General features: G+C 35.2%; 22 protein-coding genes. 19 read left to right on the forward strand and 3 right to left on the reverse strand.

Translation table 11 applies throughout. From position 1 onward, the window contains the following. Positions 1–374: 374 nt before the first annotated feature. From ACNHOZ_RS06085 to ACNHOZ_RS06095, 3 genes are all read left to right on the forward strand, one after another. On the forward strand, positions 375–1,094 hold the full coding sequence (locus ACNHOZ_RS06085) for a response regulator transcription factor (protein WP_048019328.1): 720 nt from the start codon (positions 375–377) through the stop codon (positions 1,092–1,094). Further along, complete coding sequence (locus tag ACNHOZ_RS06090) at positions 1,072–2,424, forward strand: sensor histidine kinase (RefSeq protein ID WP_255902423.1); 1,353 nt, start codon at positions 1,072–1,074, stop codon at positions 2,422–2,424. The genes ACNHOZ_RS06085 and ACNHOZ_RS06090 overlap by 23 nt, the downstream gene beginning before the upstream one ends. Positions 2,425–2,941: 517 nt before the next feature. Further along, complete coding sequence (locus ACNHOZ_RS06095) at positions 2,942–3,139, forward strand: ChaB family protein (protein WP_033580050.1); 198 nt, start codon at positions 2,942–2,944, stop codon at positions 3,137–3,139. 199 nt (positions 3,140–3,338) lie between these two features. Here ACNHOZ_RS06095 and ACNHOZ_RS06100 read toward each other — a convergent pair whose 3' ends face one another. Beyond that, complete coding sequence (locus ACNHOZ_RS06100) at positions 3,339–3,533, reverse strand: hypothetical protein (RefSeq protein WP_028414863.1); 195 nt, start codon at positions 3,531–3,533, stop codon at positions 3,339–3,341. A gap of 290 nt (positions 3,534–3,823) precedes the next feature. On the opposite strand from ACNHOZ_RS06100, the gene ACNHOZ_RS06105 reads away from it, so the two are divergent. The 5 genes from ACNHOZ_RS06105 to ACNHOZ_RS06125 all read left to right on the forward strand — a co-directional run bounded on the left by ACNHOZ_RS06105 (position 3,824) and on the right by ACNHOZ_RS06125 (position 9,415). Next, complete coding sequence (locus ACNHOZ_RS06105) at positions 3,824–4,456, forward strand: TetR/AcrR family transcriptional regulator (RefSeq protein WP_168761138.1); 633 nt, start codon at positions 3,824–3,826, stop codon at positions 4,454–4,456. A 68-nt stretch (positions 4,457–4,524) separates the two neighbouring features. Then, positions 4,525–6,222 carry an MFS transporter gene (locus tag ACNHOZ_RS06110; protein ID WP_168761137.1) on the forward strand — a complete coding sequence of 566 codons (1,698 nt, stop codon included), beginning with the start codon at positions 4,525–4,527 and terminating at the stop codon, positions 6,220–6,222. A 201-nt stretch (positions 6,223–6,423) separates the two neighbouring features. Next, on the forward strand, positions 6,424–6,930 hold the full coding sequence (locus ACNHOZ_RS06115) for a DinB family protein (protein WP_033580053.1): 507 nt from the start codon (positions 6,424–6,426) through the stop codon (positions 6,928–6,930). A 472-nt stretch (positions 6,931–7,402) separates the two neighbouring features. Next, positions 7,403–8,848 carry a DHA2 family efflux MFS transporter permease subunit gene (locus ACNHOZ_RS06120; RefSeq protein ID WP_168761136.1) on the forward strand — a complete coding sequence of 482 codons (1,446 nt, stop codon included), beginning with the start codon at positions 7,403–7,405 and terminating at the stop codon, positions 8,846–8,848. Positions 8,849–8,947: 99 nt separating this feature from the next. Continuing rightward, positions 8,948–9,415, forward strand: a complete 468-nt coding sequence (locus tag ACNHOZ_RS06125; protein WP_048019335.1) for a hypothetical protein — start codon at positions 8,948–8,950, stop codon at positions 9,413–9,415. 264 nt (positions 9,416–9,679) lie between these two features. Here ACNHOZ_RS06125 and ACNHOZ_RS06130 read toward each other — a convergent pair whose 3' ends face one another. Then, positions 9,680–10,978 (reverse strand): CitMHS family transporter, encoded by a 1,299-nt coding sequence (locus ACNHOZ_RS06130; RefSeq protein WP_048019336.1) that lies wholly within the window; start codon positions 10,976–10,978, stop codon positions 9,680–9,682. A gap of 727 nt (positions 10,979–11,705) precedes the next feature. Continuing rightward, positions 11,706–12,557 (reverse strand): MurR/RpiR family transcriptional regulator, encoded by an 852-nt coding sequence (locus ACNHOZ_RS06135; RefSeq protein WP_048019337.1) that lies wholly within the window; start codon positions 12,555–12,557, stop codon positions 11,706–11,708. Positions 12,558–12,993: 436 nt separating this feature from the next. Between ACNHOZ_RS06135 and ACNHOZ_RS06140 the strand changes: the two genes are divergently transcribed. From ACNHOZ_RS06140 to ACNHOZ_RS06190, 11 genes are all read left to right on the forward strand, one after another. Further along, the gene (locus ACNHOZ_RS06140; RefSeq protein WP_048019338.1) at positions 12,994–13,674 is read left to right on the forward strand and encodes an S-adenosylmethionine--2-demethylmenaquinone methyltransferase; all 681 of its coding nucleotides are present in this window, start codon (positions 12,994–12,996) and stop codon (positions 13,672–13,674) included. A 20-nt stretch (positions 13,675–13,694) separates the two neighbouring features. Then, entirely contained in the window at positions 13,695–14,585 is an 891-nt protein-coding gene (locus ACNHOZ_RS06145) for a prephenate dehydrogenase/arogenate dehydrogenase family protein (protein WP_048019635.1), read from the forward strand. A 197-nt stretch (positions 14,586–14,782) separates the two neighbouring features. After that, positions 14,783–14,953, forward strand: coding sequence for a hypothetical protein (locus tag ACNHOZ_RS06150; protein ID WP_196299088.1), 171 nt, complete (start codon positions 14,783–14,785; stop codon positions 14,951–14,953). Positions 14,954–15,804: 851 nt separating this feature from the next. Further along, entirely contained in the window at positions 15,805–16,281 is a 477-nt protein-coding gene (locus ACNHOZ_RS06155) for a hypothetical protein (protein WP_048019340.1), read from the forward strand. A 92-nt stretch (positions 16,282–16,373) separates the two neighbouring features. Continuing rightward, a complete protein-coding gene (locus tag ACNHOZ_RS06160) occupies positions 16,374–17,180 on the forward strand; it encodes a DUF2262 domain-containing protein (protein ID WP_048019341.1) in 807 nt (268 codons plus the stop codon). 225 nt (positions 17,181–17,405) lie between these two features. Further along, positions 17,406–17,771 carry a DUF2089 domain-containing protein gene (locus tag ACNHOZ_RS06165; RefSeq protein ID WP_014458854.1) on the forward strand — a complete coding sequence of 122 codons (366 nt, stop codon included), beginning with the start codon at positions 17,406–17,408 and terminating at the stop codon, positions 17,769–17,771. Positions 17,772–17,783: 12 nt separating this feature from the next. Next, on the forward strand, positions 17,784–18,173 hold the full coding sequence (locus tag ACNHOZ_RS06170) for an SHOCT-like domain-containing protein (protein ID WP_016766321.1): 390 nt from the start codon (positions 17,784–17,786) through the stop codon (positions 18,171–18,173). Positions 18,174–18,183: 10 nt separating this feature from the next. Then, a complete protein-coding gene (locus tag ACNHOZ_RS06175) occupies positions 18,184–18,465 on the forward strand; it encodes a hypothetical protein (RefSeq protein ID WP_028409889.1) in 282 nt (93 codons plus the stop codon). A gap of 540 nt (positions 18,466–19,005) precedes the next feature. Further along, the gene (locus ACNHOZ_RS06180; protein WP_016766319.1) at positions 19,006–19,404 is read left to right on the forward strand and encodes a DoxX family protein; all 399 of its coding nucleotides are present in this window, start codon (positions 19,006–19,008) and stop codon (positions 19,402–19,404) included. A 142-nt stretch (positions 19,405–19,546) separates the two neighbouring features. Then, complete coding sequence (locus ACNHOZ_RS06185; RefSeq protein ID WP_048019342.1) at positions 19,547–20,485, forward strand: ring-cleaving dioxygenase; 939 nt, start codon at positions 19,547–19,549, stop codon at positions 20,483–20,485. Between the two features lie 145 nt (positions 20,486–20,630). Then, positions 20,631–21,197 carry an NADPH-dependent FMN reductase gene (locus tag ACNHOZ_RS06190; protein ID WP_048019343.1) on the forward strand — a complete coding sequence of 189 codons (567 nt, stop codon included), beginning with the start codon at positions 20,631–20,633 and terminating at the stop codon, positions 21,195–21,197. Positions 21,198–21,341: the final 144 nt, after the last annotated feature.

Raw genomic sequence — 21,341 nt, forward strand, 5'->3', positions numbered from 1 at the left:
CAATTCGTTTCATAAAGCGTTTTCAAATAGGACTCTTTAAGTCTAGGGCTTGTAATTAAAAAAACATTAAAGATAACATTAAAAATTCATGAAAAAGCCTTTGTTTTCTAAAATCAGTGCTACAGTAAAACTAAGTAGATCTCTTTAATGTCCTATCTCCAGTTAGATTCAGAGTGGGATTATCCACTCGGTTTTAGATAAACATGTGTATAGGAAAGAAGGACGAATTATGGATTTTATTCCATCTTACTTATATAGATTATTCCGGTTATATTTTGTTGTTTTTATGAATGTAGTTCGTTAGCTAAATAGAAAAGGGCATTCTTTCCTCAAGGAAATGTTTTTTTTAGTCTAGTTGAGAGAGGAGAATATCGATGAAAAAATGCATTTTAATCGTTGAAGACGAAGTAATGATTGCGAGGGCCCTTCAAATTGAGCTTGAGCATGAAGGATACGAAGTAATCGTGGAACACGAAGGGAAAACCGGCTTAGAAGCCGCCTTGAATAACAATATTAATTTAATTTTATTAGACGTTATGCTTCCAGGATTAAATGGAATTGAAGTTCTTCGAAGAATTAGAAAAAAAGATATCTACTTGCCCATTATTCTTTTGACAGCTCGCGACACCACGCTGGATAAAGTGATGGGGCTAGATCATGGGGCGAATGATTACATCACCAAGCCGTTTGAAATAGAAGAAGTTTTAGCTAGAGTACGTAATAGTCTTCGTCATAGAGCGATCGTTCAGGATGTTACTGAAAAAAAAGATGTTCATTTATCTATAGAAGATTTATCTGTAAATTTAGAAACTAGAGATGTACTTAGAAAAAACAAGGCGATTATATTAACGCCGAAAGAATATGATTTGCTTGTTCACTTACTAAAAAATCAAAATATCGTACTAAGCAGGGAGAATATTCTTTTAACCGTTTGGGGCTATGATTATGAAGGAGAAACTAACGTGGTAGATGTGTACATCGGACATTTAAGAAAGAAACTAGAAGAAGGTAATCCATCTCCCTTAATTCAAACTATTCGAGGAGTAGGCTATGTGATGAGGAAGGATCAACATGAAAATCACTACCAAAGTTAATTTGTTTATTACGGTCTCTCTGTTAGCTAGCTTACTTATAGTCAATACGATTGTATTTTTCTTGTTTATGAAAACGACCGTTAATATGGAGGCCCATTTAGTTTCAAAAAACGCGAATGAAATGCTGAAGAAATATCATATTTCCGACACCTTAACATTAGACAAAAATCTTTTGAATTCGTACATGTCTACTCACTCTTTTATTCGAATTGTAGGACCCGACTCTAAAGTGATTGATCAGGTCAGTAATGATAACACCCTTGTTAAGAAAATTCATCCTGCTTTTTCGTCAGAAAAAAACTTTGAACTTAGACCTTTTCAAGAACATCAAAACTTAGTAGTTCATGTACCTATTCAGCAAAATCAAAAAGTAGTAGGGACACTAGAAATAAGTGAACGGTTATCTGGGCTAGAAAGCCGCAAAGACATTATTTTATCCATAATGGGGACGGTCACGGCTATTTCTGTTCTTCTTTCTTTTTTAGCTGGCAGATGGTTATCAGCCATCATTATGAAGCCTATTGTATCTATGATCTCCACAATGGAAGATATTGAGCAAAGTGGAACCTTAAAAAAAATTAACATACAAACTGAAACAAAAGATGAAGTGTACAAAATGGCCGCTACATTTAATCGTATGATTGGTAAACTGGAGGAAAATTCAAATAAGCAAAGACAATTTATTTCCGATGCTTCTCATGAATTAAAAACACCTTTAACTATTATTAGCAGCTTTATTACGATTCTTAGAAGACACGGCACACGAGATGAAAAAATAGCCAAAGAAGCAACTGAGGCGATTTATATAGAAACAAATAGAATGAAAAGTTTAACTAAAACATTGTTAAGTTTAGCTGAATTAGAGGACGCCGAATCTGTTGATATGAAACCAGTTGATCTTGTTGCTCTCTGTACAACTCTTATCAATCAGTTTAAGCAAGTTTATGATCGGCCTATTGTTTTGCATAAAAATTCTCGGTCGATCTTCATTAATGGAGATGAATTGAAGCTGAAACAGGTTATCATTATCTTTTTAGATAACGCCATAAAGTACAGTACGGGTGCAATTGAAGTCTTTTTAGAAAGTGGTCAACAGAAAGGGATTCTTCGAATAAAAGATTACGGAATTGGGATACCAGAAGAGGATCAAGCGCATGTTTTTGAACGATTTTATAGAGTGGACAAGGCACGCAAACGGGATTCAGGAGGAAGTGGCCTGGGATTAGCCATTGCTAAAAATATTGTTGACCTTCATAAAGGGGAAATTCACATACAGAGCAGAGAACACGTAGGAACAGAAATTAAAGTCGTTTTCCCTCTTAAGAACTAAAAAAACTTAATTTTTGTATATACTTTTTAATACTAAGTATATACAAATACCCCCAGTCCATAAAAATGTCTAGGGGATTTTATTTTATGATGTAGTTTATTCCTCTTCAGGAATCTTAATTAAAATAGTGATAGCAACTGTTGTCAGAAATATAACTCCTAAAATGATCAATAGATTTGTACTCATATGTCCCATCTGCCCTTCTGCTATAATCCCTATAATTTCATTGTAACAAAGGAAATGAGTTAATAGAACAAAAAAATGAAAGCGTTTTATTTTTTGTTTTTATTCAGGATCTCTTTTGAAAAGATATATACTTTAGTTCCATATATTGTTAATAGAAGAAACTCATCAAAAAGAAGCCCTTGCTACAATTAGCAAGGGTTTTCAAAATTATGAGAATCACAGTTAATATGATTAGCTTAAAAGATATTCGTTTTCAGAGTTTATTAAATGTTTATACTCATTAAGAACAGGTAAATCAGTAGTAAAAGACGTTTTCAAGGAGGAATACTATATGCCCTACAATTCATTAAAAGAACTGCCTGATGGAGTAAAAGATAACCTTCCTCATCATGCTCAGGAAATTTATAAAGAAGCATTTAATTCTGCCAGTGACGAATACAAAGAAGAAGCTACGGCGCATAAAGTTGCGTGGAATGCGGTAAAAACAAAGTACAAAAAGGATAGTAATGACAACTGGGTGAAAAAATAGCTAGAAAAGAGCTGAAGATCCGAACGATAAACCGTTCGGATCTTTTTTATTATGAGGGTGAATGTAGGTGCTTGTAGCCGTTAATTGGATAGCGAGGCCAAGACTCCTGCGGGCTCACTTGCCGCCTGCGAAAAGCGAAGCCTTGCATGGAAATTAACAGCGGTGTAACAAGCAATTCATGCCCTGTTTATATCATTACTTATTCTTTTTCAGCTACGGTAAAGTATTGAACGCTGCTTTTAACGAGTACCAAGTCATTTGCTAAGTCCAATACTTTACTTTTATCTTCAAATCTATATTGTATGTAGTTCTTTGCACGAATAAGTGATTTAGTTTCAACTATATGACTGATTTCACCATTGATTAAATGAAACGTTACTTCAAACTTTTTCATAAGAAAACACCTCCATAATATCAATTTTTACTATTACCTCATTTCTAATACCATTTCTTTTGAACGTTTTTACAAAAGATTTCACTCTTGAGTTCACACCACCGGTGTCTAACAACGAAATGATTTGTTCTGCACCCATTTTTGATATTGACAGATTGGCAATACTTTGTAAGACTTAATATACATGATGTTCATTAGTTTACATTATGTATAGAATATATGCTGATGATACAGGATAGTTTAAATAGTCCATCGTATGTCTTAATAAAAGTGATACAAGGAGATCAACTATGTCTAAAAAAACAAAAGTAGATCCTAGGATAAAAAGAACAAATAAATACTTAAGAGACGCTTTAGTCGAACTTCTTAAAGAGAAAGATGTCACGTCCATTACGATTCAAGAAATTACGGAAAAAGCGGAGTTAACGCGAGGAACATTTTATTTACGCTATCAAGATAAGCAAGACTTTCTTGTTCAGATCATGAATGAAGTTTTAGAAGAACTAATAGAGCAGGTAAAGCCTAAACAAAATAACGAGGCTTCCTCAGAAGTAGAAGAAAAAGATGAGTCTGTTTCTTTTTTAAAGCTTTTTGAATTCATCTACGAACACGCTGATTATTTTAAAGTCATGCTAAGTGACCGAGGATTGCCTCAATTCAGAAGTCATATGACGGAAATTGTAAAGAAGAGAGTGTACGGAGAGCTAATCTCTTCAATTGGAGAAGCAGAGGATGGACTGGATATTCCTAAAGATATCCTCATTAGCTATATCACATCAGCTCATATAGGTGTCATTTGTTGTTGGTTAGAAAGCGATATGAAATTTAGCCCTGCATTTATGGCTGAAAAATTAACCCGTTTAACACTTCTAGGGCCAATTCGAGTGGCAGGTTTAGAAAATAAAATAAAGCTTCCTTACTGAAGCTTTATTTTTTAGTTTGTTCAAATAAAGATATTTTACAATCATGAAAGGCAGAAAGGAATTGTGGTATGAAAATAGAAAAACACTGGGGGATTTCCTTACTGGCAGTTTTAGCTATTGGTCCTGGTTTAATGTTAAACACGTCATTAAATTCTATACGTGAAATTCTCCAACAAACGTTTCACAATCAATCTTATATTTCAATAACACCGGTTTTAATAGGGGTTATAAGCTTTGCATTTTGTATTCCGTTTGGACCTATCCTGCGACACAAGTTAGGGGAGAGAAGGAATTATGTTCTTTCGATGTGTTTGTTTCTTATAGGAGCTATCGTAAGTATTGCTTCTAACAGCTTTTTAGGGATGGGAGTTGGTCGTTTTTTACAAGGGACAGGAACGGGTTTAGCACTTATGATGATGATTCCAATGCTGGTTCTTTCTTTTCCGATTCAGAAACGGAACTTGGCATTACTGATTCTTATTGGCGGGTTTTATGGATCTAGCGTTGTGGGTATTTTTCTCGGAATGTTAGTGAACAGCTACGGACACTGGAGATGGTTATTTTATATAGCGGCCGTACTTTCCTTACTGGGAATAGGTTTTAGCTACAAATTTTTAACAAATGATCACGCCAAGCAGCAGAACAAACATCATGAACCATTTGACATCATCGGTGTAGCGTTAATGTTTATGGTTACTGCATTTATTACGTTTACATTACTTAATCTCCAAAAATCAGGATGGGCATCTACTTATGTATGGATAGGCATAGTAGGAAGCATCATCTTTTTATGTTTTTTATTTATAGCAGAATGGCATATTAAAAATCCTTTAATTCCCTTTCGATTAGTGGCTTCTCGAAAACCAGCTCTCGCTATCTTAATCGCTGTTATAGGAAATATTAGTATGAGTCTCACTCTTTTATCTCTACAAGGATTGCTTAAAAGTGGATCTGGTTTTGATAAAGGAGAGATGTCACTGATCTATATCGGGCTTTTTGCGGGGATAGTAATTGCGGCCATATTAAGTGCCGTATTATATGATAAAGTCGGGCCGGGCGTATTAGGTATTATAGGAGCCGTCATTATTATGGGAGTAAACATACAGTGGATGTATGTGGACGGTCATGCTTCAGCTTTTCTCTTTGTTAGTAACTTCGCTGCTTTAATCACAGGAGTAGGATTCACAGTCGCTGCAGGTCTTATGGGTGCTGCTTTAGGCGGACCACTACCAAGTTTAGTCCCTCGAATGGTCACGGTTCAATTTATAAGAGTTACAGTATCTGCAGTCATTCCTGTAATCAGCAGTATTGTTTTTGCAAAGGTGTATAAAGATCACCTGGCGACGGTAAGTGCAGAGAGCCAGGTTGCTAGTAAAGAAAATTTTACTCAGTCTCTACATGTAAAATCTGAAATCATTACGTATCATACCTTTTCTACGTTTTCGTGTGTATTGAGCATTGTGGTATTCATTCTCTCGTTTTTGATGTTTCTAACAGGTAAAGGACACAAGCTGGCTCATAAGCCGCATGATAAAGAAAAAAATAAAGAAAAACTGAGTACCGAAAAGGTTCACAGTAAAAAAGCTACTCCCGTTTTTGAGCGTTCGCCTAAAGAGATTGTTTCGAATGGAGTCATTGGTGACAGCGAGTATAGAGAAGCTTTGAAAAAGTTTGGCCAGCCTAAACCTTCTCCTGATAAAATGCTGCATATGAGAGATCAAGAATATAGAAAAGCTCTTAAAAGGATGAAGGATATAGGACAATAAGTTAAACTGAAGAAATTGGAATAAAGAAGAGAAAGAGCAAACTCACGTGCAAGGGAGTTTGCTCTTTTCATTTCTACATGTACGCTTTACAGGTATGTTTTATGTAAATTAATAACTAATACAAAAAATACAGTGCAAATATAGGTGGATATATGTATAATTATTTATAAAATAGAATAAAAACCCAAGAGGAGAACCTAGATGAATTCCTTCATAAAAGAAAGTATTGAATCCCTTGATACACAATTGAATATAATTCAAACTTGTATTAGTAGACTAGAAGATGATGACATTTGGAAAAAGTTCCGTCAAGAAACGAATAGTATTGGAAACTTGTGTTTACATCTTGCCGGCAGCGAATATGCATTTATCGCCAGCATAATTGGTGGTAAGCCTTTTATTAGACAGCGATCTAAAGAGTTTACTGACAACAGAGTAATGAACGCTGATCAGCTGATAGAAAATTTAATCCTTACACGACAACAAAGTAAAGAAGTTATCGGGAATTTTGATTTTAACGATTTAGAAAAATCCATACAAATGCCCTCTACAACAAGTACCTTAATTCCAGAACCAAGTAAAATACAGTCTTGCTTAAGTGTTATCTTATATGCCGTTGAACATTATGCCTATCATACGGGACAAATCGTTTATATGACGAAGCTGCTTCAAACGGAAAATGAACATATCTTAAAATGGAGACACTGAATTCAATTATTCTGTTCAGAACTATTAGTTATTCATAGGTATATAGATATTATTATTTAGTATATTTTAGATAGAAACAGTGCTTATAGCTGTGTTACAATATTCCTGGATACAAAGTGGAAATTCATTTTTCCTTTGTGCAGGGGAATGGTATAAATATGTGCCTTTCCTCTTTTCATTTTTTAGTTCTATCTTGCTTATTGAAAAAGCATATACATAAATGGGAAACAGTTTACATACGTAATTTAGAAATGAAATGGAGAGAGAGGTATCTGTGGAAAGAAACGAATTTAGAAGACAAAAAGCAATCCGGTCAAAAGAGAAGAGAAGGAAAAAGCTTAATCAGCACAATGTCTTAAACTTATTACTAATCTTTATATCGGTATGTATCGTTTGTCTGCTAATCAACTTATCATTGAGATAGAAAAAATTCACCAAAAAGAGTACGTAAAAGAGAGGAAGACAATTTAATATGAGTAATCAACAAACAGCAGCCGAAAGCTCTAACATCAAAGTGCTGCCGATTATTACGTCGTTTCTTATTGCCGGGTTTATTGGTTTATTTAGTGAAACAGCCTTAAATATGGCGTTAAAGGAGCTAATTTCAGGCTTTGGTATTCACGAAACAACCGCACAGTGGCTGACAACAGGGTATCTGTTAACGTTAGGAATTTTGGTACCTATTTCAGGTTTTATTCTTCAGCGCTTTACGACCAGACAGCTTTTTATAGCATCTCTAATTTGCTCCATCGTTGGAACATTTATTGCCGCTATTGCACCAACGTTTGGGGTACTGATGATTGCCCGTGTCGTGCAAGCGGTGGGCACTGCTTTACTGTTACCGCTTATGTTTAACACAATTCTTGTTATTATCCCGCCGCATAAACGTGGAAAGTCAATGGGGATCATCGGCCTTGTTATAATGTTTGCGCCAGCTGTTGGACCAACTGTATCAGGCTTAATTTTAAAAACATTAACGTGGCACTGGATTTTTTGGATTTCACTTCCACTGTTATTTGCTGCTTTAGTGTTTGGAGCTTTCTTTATGCAGAACGTTACCACACCAACAAAGCCAAAAATCGATATGATTTCTGTTGTTCTTTCAACAATAGGTTTTGGAGGAATCGTATTCGGATTTAGCAGTGCCGGAGAAGGCGGGGGCTGGGGAAGTCTACAGGTTATTCTAACTCTTGTGATTGGAACTATTGCGTTAGTTGCGTTTTCTATTCGCCAAACGAAGATGAAAGAACCAATGTTAGACCTTAAAGCCTTTAAGTATCCAATGTTCACAATTGGCCTTTTATTAATTCTAGTCTGCATGATGGTACTGCTGTCTGCGATGATGATTTTACCTTTATACTTACAAACATCACTAGCTTTATCAACCTTTACCGCTGGCCTAATGCTTCTTCCTGGAGGAGTGATTAACGGAATTCTTTCACCGGTTATGGGGGGATTATTCGACCGTTTTGGTCCTAAATGGTTAGTTATCCCTGGTCTTGTGATTGTAGCCGGCACCATGTATGGTTTCTCAACCGTAACGCTGGAAACGTCAACAGGGTTTATCGTTGGGTTGCACATTGCGCTTATGATCGCCATTTCGATGATTATGATGCCGGCTCAAACAAACGGGTTAAACCAGCTTCCACCGGAGCTGTACCCGCATGGAACAGCGATTATGAACACCTTGCAGCAGGTTTCTGGCGCAATTGGAACAGCTGTTGGAATCTCGATTCTGTCATCAGGTTCAAGGAGCTTCCTTGAGACGGTATCAGATAAAATGGATCCATTAAACCAAGTTCTTGCCTTTACCAACGGTGTTCAACATGCGTTCGTCTTTGCGATTATTGTTTCAATTGTTGGATTGGTTATCTCGTTCTTTATCAAGAGAGTCAATGTTGAACAGAAGGCGCATTAATAAAAAAACACAGACCATTATAGATGGTTTGTGTTTTTTTTTGTAATAGGCGGACACTATAAGAAGAACTAGATAAAGTACATTGAGGTGAGTTCACTTATGATATCAAGGAAACACTTAGGATTTAATCTATCTATAATAGCGATTCCGTGGTTGTCATTGTTGTTTATAGGAAAACGCAGCATAAGACGTTATTCAGTAGCTGGAATTTTTATTATTATCTTAGAAATTATTAATCATTTGTATGGGCATCAGAGGAAGTGGTGGAGGTTTTATGACAAAAAAGATTCGTTTATAAAAGATGAACTTCCTTTTAGCATTGGGCCTTATATGCCACTTTCAATGTGGCTGCTTAAATCTTCGTATGGAAACTTTAAGAAGTTTATATTATTGAATATTATAGCTGATGGAATCTTTGCTTTTTACTTTATTGATGTTCTTAAAAGGTTGAAAATTGTAAGTCTAAACCGATTAAGTCATTTTCAATTTTTTATCTACCTTCATTACAAAGCATATTTGTTATATGGAGTGCAGTATTTATTTGAAAAGGTGAAAAGATGGAGTTGATTTAAAACCTTAAGTGGGATTACGTAGGCACCATTTTTAAATTTCGTGGATATAGACATCCCCTTATTATTCAAGCAATTGAACATGAATTTGATGTCCAAATTGTTGAGATCAAATTGACAAACGGAGATACTGTATCAGTCATGATTGATTAGTGATTTGCTTATGTTATATTTCAATCTTTAATGTAATTTAAAGTTAAATATATAGAAGAGAGCTGTTTTGAAGAATCAGCTCTCTCTTTTTTATGTTCCCATAAATCATTCATGTAGATAGTATTCCAAATAATACAGCCACAATCGTCATAACTAACGCTGTTCCAATGGCATACTTGGCAGCAAAGCGAATATGGTCGCCTATATCAATGCCAAGGAGTCCTACTAAGACATAGATAGAACCTTGAAGTGGACTTAATAGATGCAAGGGTTGCCCTAGTAAAGAGGCTTGACCAATTTCTAGTGGAGGGATGCCAAAGTGAGCAGCCGTTTCAGACATAATAGGAATAATCCCGAAATAGAAGGGAGCATTTGCCATAAAAAATGTGAATGGCATACTTATAAGGGCAACAATTACTGTTAATTTTGGGCCAAGAGCATCAGGAATAACGGCTATTAAAGTATCCGCCATAGCTTTAACAATACCTGTTCCATCTATAATTCCAGTAAATATACCTGCAGCAAATATCATGGAAACCACCGTTAATATATTTCCTGCATGAGCATGCAAGCGTTCCTTTTGATCTTGTAAATTTGGGTAATTAACAATCATCACGATAGCAAATCCAATCATAAACAAAGCTGGTAATGGTAAGAACCCTAGAACTAAAGCAATAAGAAGTAAAAGTGTTAAAGCTAAGTTAAACCAAAATAATTTTGGACGCTTTATTGATGCATCCATTCCTACATCAAGAGCTGCAGCAATTTCATTATTAAATTCTGTATCTATATTGATAACTCCAAGTCTTTTACGCTCGCGTCGTCCAAGGAAATAAGAAACCCCTAAAATCCAGATAGTTCCTGCAATCATAGAAGGAATAAGTGGTAATAGTAAGTCTGTTACATCTGCTTTTACAGCAGCCGTAGCTTGCACAGCAGGACCACCCCAGGGAGTCAAATTCATAATACCCATTGCTAACGCAGGAATACAGGCTAGAATAAGTTTATTCATACCTAATCGATTGTATAGTGGGAGAAATGCAGTTACTACAATTAGATATGTAATGGTACCGTCACCATCTAAAGCAACTATTAAAGAAAGTACTGCAGTACCCATTACAATTTTTAGAGGATCACCGCCAACCATCCTTATAATCTTCGCTACTAAAGGATCAAATAATCCTGTATCAATTAACACCCCGAAATAGAGAATGGCAAAGATAATCATAATTGCTGTCGGAGCAATGGTTTCAAGACCCTTCATCATCATTGGTCCTAAATCAGTGAAGCCGCCCAATAAAGCAAAAACAATAGGAACCACTGTTAATGCACTGAAGGCAGACAAACGCTTACTCATGATTAAATACATAAATACTACAATCATCGAAAAACCTAAAAATGTTAACATATTATACCCCCTCTAGAACTTTCCTTCATTTTCCCTCTTGTTTATCTTTAATGTCATACTTTTTAAATTCTCATGAAACTATCTAACTATCATTCTTTATTATAAAGCTGCTTTTCACAATCATTCATTAGTAGAAATGAATTGGCTTTTTTTACATATTATTGGTTTAAAACCTGTTATCAGAACGAATGTAAGGGTTTACAAAAAATCTGGCGTGAAATCCCCCATAAGCCCACTGTATATATAGAATCATTAATAGATTATTTTCTATTCTCGTGTTTCTTGAACTAATCACTCCTTTACTAAAACCTTTTGTTGATGATTGCTTAGAACCAAAGGTAGTGCTCTCATCATTTGCGTGTTAACAAGCAAAATACCAGTGTTAGGATTAATAAACTTATAGTCACTTTGTAATATCTTAGTAGGGGAGCAGTCAGATATCTCCGGATGATATCTAAAAATGATTTTACAGAACTAACTATATTCATTATTACAACCCATCGTTTGAAGTAATAATTATTACTTTTTATTTAATTGTTGTAATAATTGTGACTATTTAAAAGTATACTATCATGGCTTCTAATGAAAAGTAAATGTTTTTTTATAGAAATGAAAAGTGAAAGGGAAGTATTAGACTTAACTGAAAAAATAAAAAAAATGGTAAAAACATAAAATATCGAATTATTTTATACATTCGATATTTCATGCTTTTACCACATTCGTAAATTTAATCAGTGTAATGATAATTAATTTTTGTAAGGATTGAAGTGATTTTATCGAGACGATCCTTTGTCTTTTCTGGATAATTTATAGCTATCGCACTTACAAGATAATCGGCCACAAGTAGCGACGCTATAGGTGAATTATGAAAAGCGATACTACTCGAGCTACAAGTCAGTACTAAATCTGAGTACTTAACTAAAGGAGAAGAATAACTGTCGGTAATTGAAATGACCTTGGCATCGTTACTTTTAGCAGCTGTTACGAACTCAACAGTTCTTCTAGCGTACCTTGGAAAGGAGGTTGCAATAACTAAATCTTTGGAAGTTAAAGTAATTCCTTTATCCACCCAATCACTTAAGTCAGAGACAATTAGCTCACAGTTTCCGAGTAGTCGATTAAGCCCAAAAGATAGATGCTGTGCCACGGGTAAACCACTTCTAACGCTTGTACAAAATATTCGGTCTGCAGAGACAATCATTTCTAACGCTTTATTTAGGCTCTCTGTAGAAATCATTTCTACTGTTGATTGAATGTTATTGAATTGACTTTCTGCACATCGCATCCACAAATCACTCTCATCTAAGCCCTTCAAATTTGTTTCTAATCTGATTTGAGGAGCAGCATTGTTACGTAAAAGCTCCTGAAGTCCTTTTTGAAACTCTGCATATCCAGAATAGCCTAGACTAAAAGCCAATCTCATTATCGTGGTCGTACTAGTTTTTACTGTCAAAGCCAATTGATCAACCGTTAAAAAAGCTACATCGACAGGATTTTTAAGGATATAGTCTGCTACTCTCCGTTGAGTTTCTGTTAGTTGTGAGATATTATCTTTTAATTTTAATATTGGATTTTCCATACCTTCGCTCCAATTAAACAGATTATATTGTAAATTTTATTTTTTTAAGCATATAAAAAGTATTTATCACAATACTTACTTGAATTTTAGCATGTTTACTTTTTTATGTAAAAATGTTTCTTCTAAGCAATAAAGCTTAGGATATGTTTTTCCTGTGCTTTATTTATAAAAATAGATTTACTTTATTAGGCACCGGTGATAAGATACATTTAAGATTATAGTAATAAATATTACCTAAATAAAAAATGTAGTAATTTTTATCACTTTATTTATTTTTTACGACGTTTTTCTATCTTTTTCAAAAATGCAGCAAATAAACTGTAGATATTCTGCGAATAGGGGGGCAATATCTAATTTTATTAATTTAATTTTGTAAGCGTTATCCTGAGTAGAGCATTGATTAGAATATATTAAAATCGAAGAGGAGTGTATATCAGTGAGTAATTTAGCACCAGTATTATCTGAAGACATTATTAAGAGAGCAAACCTTCTTAATACAACTCTTATATCCGATGCAATGGGGTGTACAGGCTCAATGGATTATAAAATTAAGCCTGTATCTACAGGAATGAAGGTAGTTGGAACCGCTCTAACTGTAAGTTTAAGACCTGGAGATAACTTATTTCTTCATCAGGCAATCTATGATGGTACAGAAGGATATGTACTAGTTGTAGATGGAAAGGGGCATACGGCAAATGCTTACCTTGGAGAATTAATGGCAGCTGCAGCTAAAGCTATTGGACTTGAGGGGATTATTATAGATGGGGCAGTTCGGGACAAAGAGACCCTTAGTCAATCAGGATATCCTATTTTCTCAAAAGGATTTATTCCGAATGGTCCTCTTAAAGATGGTCCAGGTGAGTTACATAAACCTATTTCTTGTGGAGGCGTAGCTGTTATTCCAGGAGATCTAATTATAGGTGATGATGACGGAGTTGTTGTAGTTCCAAAAGAAAAGATTGAAGAGGTTCTTTTTAAAGCGGAAAAAAAACTAGAGTATGAGAAAACACGTTTAGAAACGATCGAAGCATTTGAAAGAGCGCGTCTGCAAGGTGAATCTGGAGGTAACATTCAGCCTTCATGGTTAAGAGAACAGATGAAAGCATATGGATTATAAACAGAAGGGAGAGCTTTAAAGTGAAATTAGGTTTTATTGGATTTGGAGAGGCGGCCTTTGAGTTATCAGTTGGCTTAAAAGGCGAAGGTTTAGAAACCATTTTTGCTCATGATGTTATGATAGACCATCCTACATATGGTCCACAAATTAAAGAACGAGCTGCTCAAGCTCAAGTAGAACTTCTTTATAGACCCGAAGAAGTTCTAAAACAAGTGGATATAGTAATAGTAGCAGTACCCGCAGATAAAGCACTTGAAGTTAGTGAGATGCTAAAACCATTTATAAAGAAAGGTTGTATCTATGTAGATGTATCAGCTTCCACTCCTATCGTAAAACAAAAAATTGATATAAATATACAAGAGAAGAATGCATTCTTTGTGGATGCCGCAATGCTAGGTCCCCTGCCAGTTTATAAACATAAGGTTCCTATTTCAGCAAGTGGTAATGGTGTAGATCGACTGATTTCTTTAATGACTCCATACAGTATGGACATAACTAAAGTAAGTGAAAAACCTGGTGATGCCTCTGCTGTAAAGCTAATTCGCAGCATTTATATGAAAGGTGTAGTTGCTCTTTATCTAGAGTTATTAGAAGCTTCTCATGAATTTAACGTAGAACAATTAGTCTTAGATTCTATTAGTGAAACTTTAGATAGTAAGAGCTTTAGAGAAACAATGAACCGATTGGTAACTGGAACCTCTATACATGCATTAAGAAGATCAATTGAGTTAGACGGCTCTATTCAAATGCTAGAGGCCTCTAATTTAAATTCTGTTATGTCTAGAGCGGCAAAAAGTAAGTTAGAAACATTGGCTTCATTTAATTTAAAAGAAAAGTTTAAAGGACAAAAGCCAGATCATTGGTTGGATGTTATCAAAGCATGTAAAGAAGATGCTGTTGTAAACAATTAAATAAACTAATCTATTATATCAATAGTAAGAGACGGGGAGATTTACTTGGGAACATGGAATTTTCAAAGCGGTTCTATTTGGTTAGAAAAGGGGTTCATTCCAAATAAGTCTACAGGTATAACAGTTACTCATAAGAATGCTAGAGATATTCATTTATCAGAATCAAATTTAATTGTAACAACCCTAGGGGGTTTTTAATGTGGGTGGTTACTGTAATCAATGCTTATTCAAGAGAAAATAATATTATCATGTTTGAATTTAAAACAGAAAGGGAGGCAAGAGAAACTTTCGTGAAATTACAAAATCATAAAATTTTTTCTGAAATTATCTGTTGTTATAATCCAGCTTCTACTTTAGCTGTTAACTGAGTTCTTTTAGGTTTAGGAAATCCGCTTAAAAAAGACAGTAAAGAAGGCCAAGTAAAATGAGTGAACACGCAAATATAGTAATTCTCCAGAGCTTGACAATAAAAGAGATATAAACGTTATGTTTAAAAATAAGGTAGTGTTGGTAACCAATGGGGAACAGGAATTAGAAAGGCTGCTTCCCATGATCAAACTTGTGGAAATTAAAAAATACCTCATATGACACTTATATAAAAGATAATTGCAGGTAAGGAATTGTAAAAGAGGTTACAGGAAGAACTGTAACCTCAATTCAAACAACTAGAATTATATGTGTGTGAATTCTTGTATAAGTGGTTTTGCATTTCTCCCTAAAATATAAAAGCTACGTTAGAAATCCTCTTTTATTAAGTAGCACCTCAGTTGATCTTCTTTCTTTCTTTTGAATCCAAAACTCGCGATATAGGCTATTACTAACGAAATAACCGCAGCAACACTAATTTTTATGTAAGAAATCCCCAAAGCCCAAGGACCATATTTATGGGAGTTCAAATGGTACATAGACCACCATTCTCCACCTTGGCCTTTAGAAAAAGAGAAGATGATCCATAGAAGGAACAAGAATAGAAACCACACAAAAAAGATGATGATATTAGCGATTTTCTTATTTATTTGTTACCCCTCCACCTTATAATTTATAGGTAATGTGCTTCTCTCTTATTATAGTAACAGCAATCAGAAAAACGTAAAAGTTTTTATTGAAAGAGGCTGAGTAATCTAATTGATGTTCGCTTTGTGTAGTACTAAAATTAAACGTAGTAAGTCAAAAACATATTTCTACATAGAAGTAAAAACATAGAAGGGAGGGGGAATAAATGAGTGATCTTAAGTTCTCTGAACGAACCTATACAATCTCTAACTTCAAACAAAATGGGTATGAAGAACTTGTCCTATCTCAACCACTTGATGAAAATGAAGTTGAAGTCCCAGTTACAAGGCGATGGTTTTGGAGTACGGATATAGGAGAATGGGAAGAAGTTGAAATTACGATAGAGGGAAATAGTGAAAAGCCATACGAGGAATTTGTTAAAATGGCGGATTGTATATTGAAACAATTACATATTTATCTTAAAAGGTCATTCGAGTATTTAAAGCAGTTCATCTCTGCACAAAAATTTAGTGTCTATTATCTGTCCGCTGTAAGTTTTGGGCGGCTTTTAAATTTTGACGGACATATTCTTGCAGGATGTTCTTTAGCTTTTGTTTACGGCGATTATCCCAATGTATTTCAATATAAAGTAAAGTTCAACAGAAGCGGATGGCCTATTGGTTTTGAAGGTGGACCGCTATAAAGAGATAAAAGCAGAGAATTAACATATCAGTTTGTGACTATATATTTAGGGCGAATTTTTCAACAGCAGTTAAAGAGGGGAATGTATATTAAATGAGTGAATTCAATGAAAAAAAGACATTTGAAAAAGAGTTCTCAGAAGACGTAATTGACATAGCAGCGGTTACAGGTTCAGTAGGGATTGGTGCTGGAATGTCCAGTGAAGAGACGTTATGGACAGCATCAATTGATTTAATCGCATGGAAAAGTTTAGATGAAAATGAAGCTGTCAAAAAAGAAGAGATACAGCTTAGATGGCTAGTGGACGAGGAAGAAGTGGAAAAAGCAATGAATCTACTGCAAAGTAATACCGTTGTAAAGCTACAAGTACGTACGGGAACGGATTCAATGATGCTCGTTAACATTCTGGAACCAGAGTATGAAGACGGAGAGTTAGAAACGATAGTAAAAGAATCAGTAAAGCCGGTTTATTATCATGATGAGATATTTGGCAAGTTTACACTTGAAAAGGGTATTAAAGTTTTTGAAAGAAACATTGCTTGGGAGAATGAACAGTGCGAGCTGTATTTCGACTGGCATGAAGATGAAAGTATGATGAAATCTGCGCTGAAGACAGCACACACACTTTTTGGGGAGCAGGATAAATGGAGCCGGAAAATTAGAATGTATGCCGCAGCGGAACTGGTCGATTTAGCAAACGATTGGCTACAGGAAGAGGATGAAATAGAGGGAATTACAGAAGAAATGTTTATGGATTTTATGAGTTTAGACACTATATCCGTTTATCCAGAAGGTGATTTTGATTTTTATTTTTCTGATGGAGATATGTTTGCAGGACATAGTATCGTTGTAGAAGGAAATATAAATGGGACTTTTAGTAGGGCTCAAATTGCAGGATAAATAGAGTGGTTGAATGATAGTTTAAAAACAATTATGTAGTGTAAGAGAAGGCTTTTATCCTTCTCTTTTTTATTTAATTTTGTGGATGAGTTAAAACGGATTATTAATATTGTTGAAATTTATATTTAAATTTTTAATTTATTAGTTAAAATTATTTAATTTTATTGTTTTTAATATTAAATAATTGTTGTATAATCAAATTAACTAAAAGAAGGAGATTTGATTATGGCTTATAAAGTGCTTACAAGTTGTCCTGTCTGCAGTGAAACGTTAAAAATTACAAAGCTGCAGTGCAGCCATTGTCACACGACGATTGAAAATGAGTTTGAATTATCTAAGCTGGCATCTTTATCGAGTGATCAGCTTCATTTTGTAGAAGTGTTTTTAACGTGCAGAGGAAATATCAAAGAAGTTGAGAAAGAACTGGGCGTCTCGTACCCAACCGTCCGAGGCAAGCTGACTGACATCATTTCATCTCTTGGATATGTAGAAAAGAAGAAAAACGAAGTAGACGAGAAAAAAGTTGTGTCTATGTTAGAAAATGGTGAAATTACAGCAGAAGAAGCCATCAAGCTCTTAAAAGAAGAATAGGGGGGATTGTCTATGAAAGAGGAAATTACAAAAGTGTTAACAATGGTTCAAGAAGGAAAAATTGATGCAGAAAAGGGATCAGAACTGATTCAAGTGTTAAAAGAAAAAGAAGAAACAGGCAATAAGCTTTTGAAGAAACCGAATGCGTATTTAGATAAAACGTTAAAAATTCGAGTTGTTTCAACTGAAAATGATAATGTGAAGGTTAATTTGCCAATAAAGCTTGTCAAGCTGGTATTAATGGCTGGACACAGCATCGCAGCAAGTATTCCTCAATCAGAAAAATATGTAAAAGATATAGACATAAACCTGATTGTTGAAGCAATTGAAAACGAGTTAGATGGCCAGATTGTTGATATTAAATCGGCGAACGGAGATACCGTTTCAGTCATCATTGAGTAACGGTGCGCTTATGATTCATGTAAAAGTGAAAACCAAAGAAGCTCGGTTTAGTATCCCAATTCCATATGCTCTTTTGAACGTTGCTATTAGCGTTGCTTTTTCGAAATTTATCCAGAAGCATATAGATAAATGGACAAAAGAACATTTTAAAAGAAAAGAGCTGAACTTTACTTTTCCGCTAATAGATAAAAGTGTGCTAAAGCCTATTGTTAAGGAACTGAAGAAACATAAGGGAATGGTGCTAGTAGATGTCAAAGCTACTGACGGTACGGAGGTAAGAGTTAAACTATAATTTAGTGTAAAGTGCAATTGGCTTTAAAGAACTGAATTGAGAATGGCTCCGAGTGTCTGAGCTTATTTAATAAAAGGTCTTAAAATATTTAAAAGTAGAAAAAAACTTCCGTTAGTTATATACACGAGTACTATCTAACAGTTGGGTATTCTCTATGTGTCCAAATAGAAGGAGCAAACTCTGGCGATACGGGGTTGCTTCTTTTATTTATGTATACGATTCTGTTTATAGGCTTTGAGATAAGTTTTGATACAAAAAAGGGCCTCAATTTAGCTCAGAATCATTAAGTATAGTGGCGTTTCAAAAACCACTTCACTTTTAGTAAGAACAACAAAGTTCAGCCGTTATATTTTCCGCCCCCGTGCTCATATCCACATAAAATCATGAATATGTTTTTAATAAGCCGTTAAGCGTTTTAACTAGCTGCAAAAAATATAAAAATTTATGTTGACAGCAGGAGCATATGATTTTATAATTATCCTTAATTCAAGATATTTTAATTCGAGATTTTAAAGTAATGAAAAAATAGGAGGAATAAAAATGGTGAGCATTGGTTTATTGTTAATACGTTTGGTCATTGGATTATCTTTTATGGCACATGGAACTCAGAAATTATTTGGATGGTTTGGCGGTCACGGCTTAAAAGGAACGGGCGGCTGGTTTGAATCCATCGGAATGAAGCCGGGTGTTAGAATGGCTTTAATGGCTGGTTTATCAGAGCTAGTAGGCGGAGCTTTATTTGCTGCAGGACTTCTTACACCGCTTGGAGCGCTTTTAATTGCCGGAACAATGGTTATGGCGATTGTGAAAGTACACGGCCCGAATGGATACTGGGCAACACAAAATGGGTATGAATATAACCTTACGCTTTTAGTTGTAGCGATCGGTGTAGCAATTGCAGGACCAGGTTATTATGCGATAGACACTTTTATTTTCTAAAAGAGAGAATGGGTTGAAATAAGCAAGGTGCTTTTATTTTTTGATTAATATCTCGAATTCGAGATATTAATGATAAATAGTTGTAATTTTAAGAGGGATAACGAAACATATGACGAAAAATGTATCGAAGGAGATGGTAGTAATGAGTAAAAAAACAGCGGGTATTCATCATATCACGGCGATTGTAGGTCATCCTCAGGAAAATGTTGATTTCTATACGGGCGTGTTAGGGTTACGCTTGGTCAAACAAACGGTAAACTTTGATGATCCAGGAACGTATCACCTTTACTTTGGGAATGAAGGCGGAAAACCTGGAACGATTATCACATTCTTTCCGTGGGCAAATGCACGACAAGGAAAAATAGGCGACGGGCAAGTTGGCGTAACTTCCTATGTGGTTCCAAAAGGTGCGATGGGCTTTTGGGAACAGCGATTAGCTAAGTTTGGAGTTCCAGCTACAAAGATGGAGCGATTTGGAGAGCAGTATTTAGAGTTTGACGATCCTCATGGTTTGCATCTAGAGATTGTGGAAAGAGAAGAAGGTGAAAAGAATACGTGGCAAGCTGGTGAAATTAATTCAGATGTTGCTATTAAAGGATTCGGAGGCGCTACGCTATTATCCGTTCGACCTGATGAAACAGCTCAATTATTAGAAAACGTAATGGGTCTACAAAAAGTAGGGCAAGAAGGAGATTTTATACGTTTTCAATCATCAGCTGACATTGGAAATATCATCGATTTAAAATTAACAACCATTGGACGCGGGCAAATGGGCGTTGGAACGGTTCACCATATTGCATGGCGAGCAAAAGATGATGAAGATCAGTTAGAATGGCAGAAATACGTAGCCGATAGCGGATACAGAGTGACGGCTGTTCGAGATCGAAATTACTTTAATGCGATTTACTTTAAAGAACACGGAGAAATTCTATTTGAAATTGCAACAGATCCTCCAGGCTTTGCACATGATGAGTCACTTAAAACAATGGGAGAAAAGCTCATGCTGCCTGAACAGTATGAAACTCATCGAGATCAAATTGAAAGAGCTTTGATTCCTTTTGAAGTGAGAGAATTAGACTAAAGGAATTCTTTTAGTAATAGTAAAATGCTAGTTCAATTCTAAATTAGGTACAAAGAAGGAATTAATTTATCTATATATAAAACTAATATCTATATTTGAAACACCGTGGTAATATGAAATTAATTCCAAGTGAGGAGGTGAATAGATGACAAAAACCATTGGTCTTATTTGTGGAAGTTTACGAAAGAATTCGTATAACCGAATGATTGCTGAGTCATTGACTACATTTGATGACTCAGCTCAATATCGCTGGATTGAAATAAGCAGCCTGCCTTTTTTTAATGAAGACTTAGAAGCTGACGGATCACCAGAATCTGTCGCATCCTTTAGAGCTGCGATTCAAGAGGTTGATGGTGTTATCATTGTAAGTCCAGAGTACAATTCCGGAATTACAGGGGTATTAAAAAATGCTTTGGACTGGGCATCAAGGCCTCGGACTTCTTCTGTTTTAAACAGAAAACCAGTTGGTCTCATTGGAGCAACTCCAGGAGGCTTCGGTACTGCTTTTGCTCAAAAGCAAACGAGAGAAGTACTGGAAGCTATGCAAGTTCATGTTTTACCATTTCAAAAAATGCTGATTTCGCAAGTTCATGAAAAAGTTGATGCTCAGCAAAAGGTACTAACCGATGAATCAACGAAACGCTATCTTCAGCGCTACTTACAGCAGTTCATTCATTGGATTGATCAAGCGCCTGTTCCTGTTCTAGATTAAGAAAGAGAACACACCTCACGAACCTTCACCTCAGAAATAACTTTTCTTTCTATACATGTTTTACTCAACAGATCATAAATGAAATCTAAAAAACCGTTCAAATGATAGACCGCTTGTAAGGAATGGAAAAGGTACGTGTCCTTA

The organism is Priestia sp. D51 (assembly GCF_053345675.1).

What these genes read in the sequence shown, in the direction of transcription:
- ACNHOZ_RS06085 (WP_048019328.1), top strand. Translation starts at nt 375, where the DNA reads ATGAAAAAATGCATTTTAATCGTTGAAGACGAAGTAATGATTGCGAGG.
- ACNHOZ_RS06090 (WP_255902423.1), top strand. Translation starts at nt 1,072, where the DNA reads ATGAAAATCACTACCAAAGTTAATTTGTTTATTACGGTCTCTCTGTTA.
- ACNHOZ_RS06095 (WP_033580050.1), top strand. Translation starts at nt 2,942, where the DNA reads ATGCCCTACAATTCATTAAAAGAACTGCCTGATGGAGTAAAAGATAAC.
- ACNHOZ_RS06100 (WP_028414863.1), bottom strand. Translation starts at nt 3,533, where the DNA reads ATGAAAAAGTTTGAAGTAACGTTTCATTTAATCAATGGTGAAATCAGT.
- ACNHOZ_RS06105 (WP_168761138.1), top strand. Translation starts at nt 3,824, where the DNA reads ATGTCTAAAAAAACAAAAGTAGATCCTAGGATAAAAAGAACAAATAAA.
- ACNHOZ_RS06110 (WP_168761137.1), top strand. Translation starts at nt 4,525, where the DNA reads ATGAAAATAGAAAAACACTGGGGGATTTCCTTACTGGCAGTTTTAGCT.
- ACNHOZ_RS06115 (WP_033580053.1), top strand. Translation starts at nt 6,424, where the DNA reads ATGAATTCCTTCATAAAAGAAAGTATTGAATCCCTTGATACACAATTG.
- ACNHOZ_RS06120 (WP_168761136.1), top strand. Translation starts at nt 7,403, where the DNA reads ATGAGTAATCAACAAACAGCAGCCGAAAGCTCTAACATCAAAGTGCTG.
- ACNHOZ_RS06125 (WP_048019335.1), top strand. Translation starts at nt 8,948, where the DNA reads ATGATATCAAGGAAACACTTAGGATTTAATCTATCTATAATAGCGATT.
- ACNHOZ_RS06130 (WP_048019336.1), bottom strand. Translation starts at nt 10,978, where the DNA reads ATGTTAACATTTTTAGGTTTTTCGATGATTGTAGTATTTATGTATTTA.
- ACNHOZ_RS06135 (WP_048019337.1), bottom strand. Translation starts at nt 12,557, where the DNA reads ATGGAAAATCCAATATTAAAATTAAAAGATAATATCTCACAACTAACA.
- ACNHOZ_RS06150 (WP_196299088.1), top strand. Translation starts at nt 14,783, where the DNA reads ATGTGGGTGGTTACTGTAATCAATGCTTATTCAAGAGAAAATAATATT.
- ACNHOZ_RS06155 (WP_048019340.1), top strand. Translation starts at nt 15,805, where the DNA reads ATGAGTGATCTTAAGTTCTCTGAACGAACCTATACAATCTCTAACTTC.
- ACNHOZ_RS06160 (WP_048019341.1), top strand. Translation starts at nt 16,374, where the DNA reads ATGAGTGAATTCAATGAAAAAAAGACATTTGAAAAAGAGTTCTCAGAA.
- ACNHOZ_RS06165 (WP_014458854.1), top strand. Translation starts at nt 17,406, where the DNA reads ATGGCTTATAAAGTGCTTACAAGTTGTCCTGTCTGCAGTGAAACGTTA.
- ACNHOZ_RS06170 (WP_016766321.1), top strand. Translation starts at nt 17,784, where the DNA reads ATGAAAGAGGAAATTACAAAAGTGTTAACAATGGTTCAAGAAGGAAAA.
- ACNHOZ_RS06175 (WP_028409889.1), top strand. Translation starts at nt 18,184, where the DNA reads ATGATTCATGTAAAAGTGAAAACCAAAGAAGCTCGGTTTAGTATCCCA.
- ACNHOZ_RS06180 (WP_016766319.1), top strand. Translation starts at nt 19,006, where the DNA reads ATGGTGAGCATTGGTTTATTGTTAATACGTTTGGTCATTGGATTATCT.
- ACNHOZ_RS06185 (WP_048019342.1), top strand. Translation starts at nt 19,547, where the DNA reads ATGAGTAAAAAAACAGCGGGTATTCATCATATCACGGCGATTGTAGGT.
- ACNHOZ_RS06190 (WP_048019343.1), top strand. Translation starts at nt 20,631, where the DNA reads ATGACAAAAACCATTGGTCTTATTTGTGGAAGTTTACGAAAGAATTCG.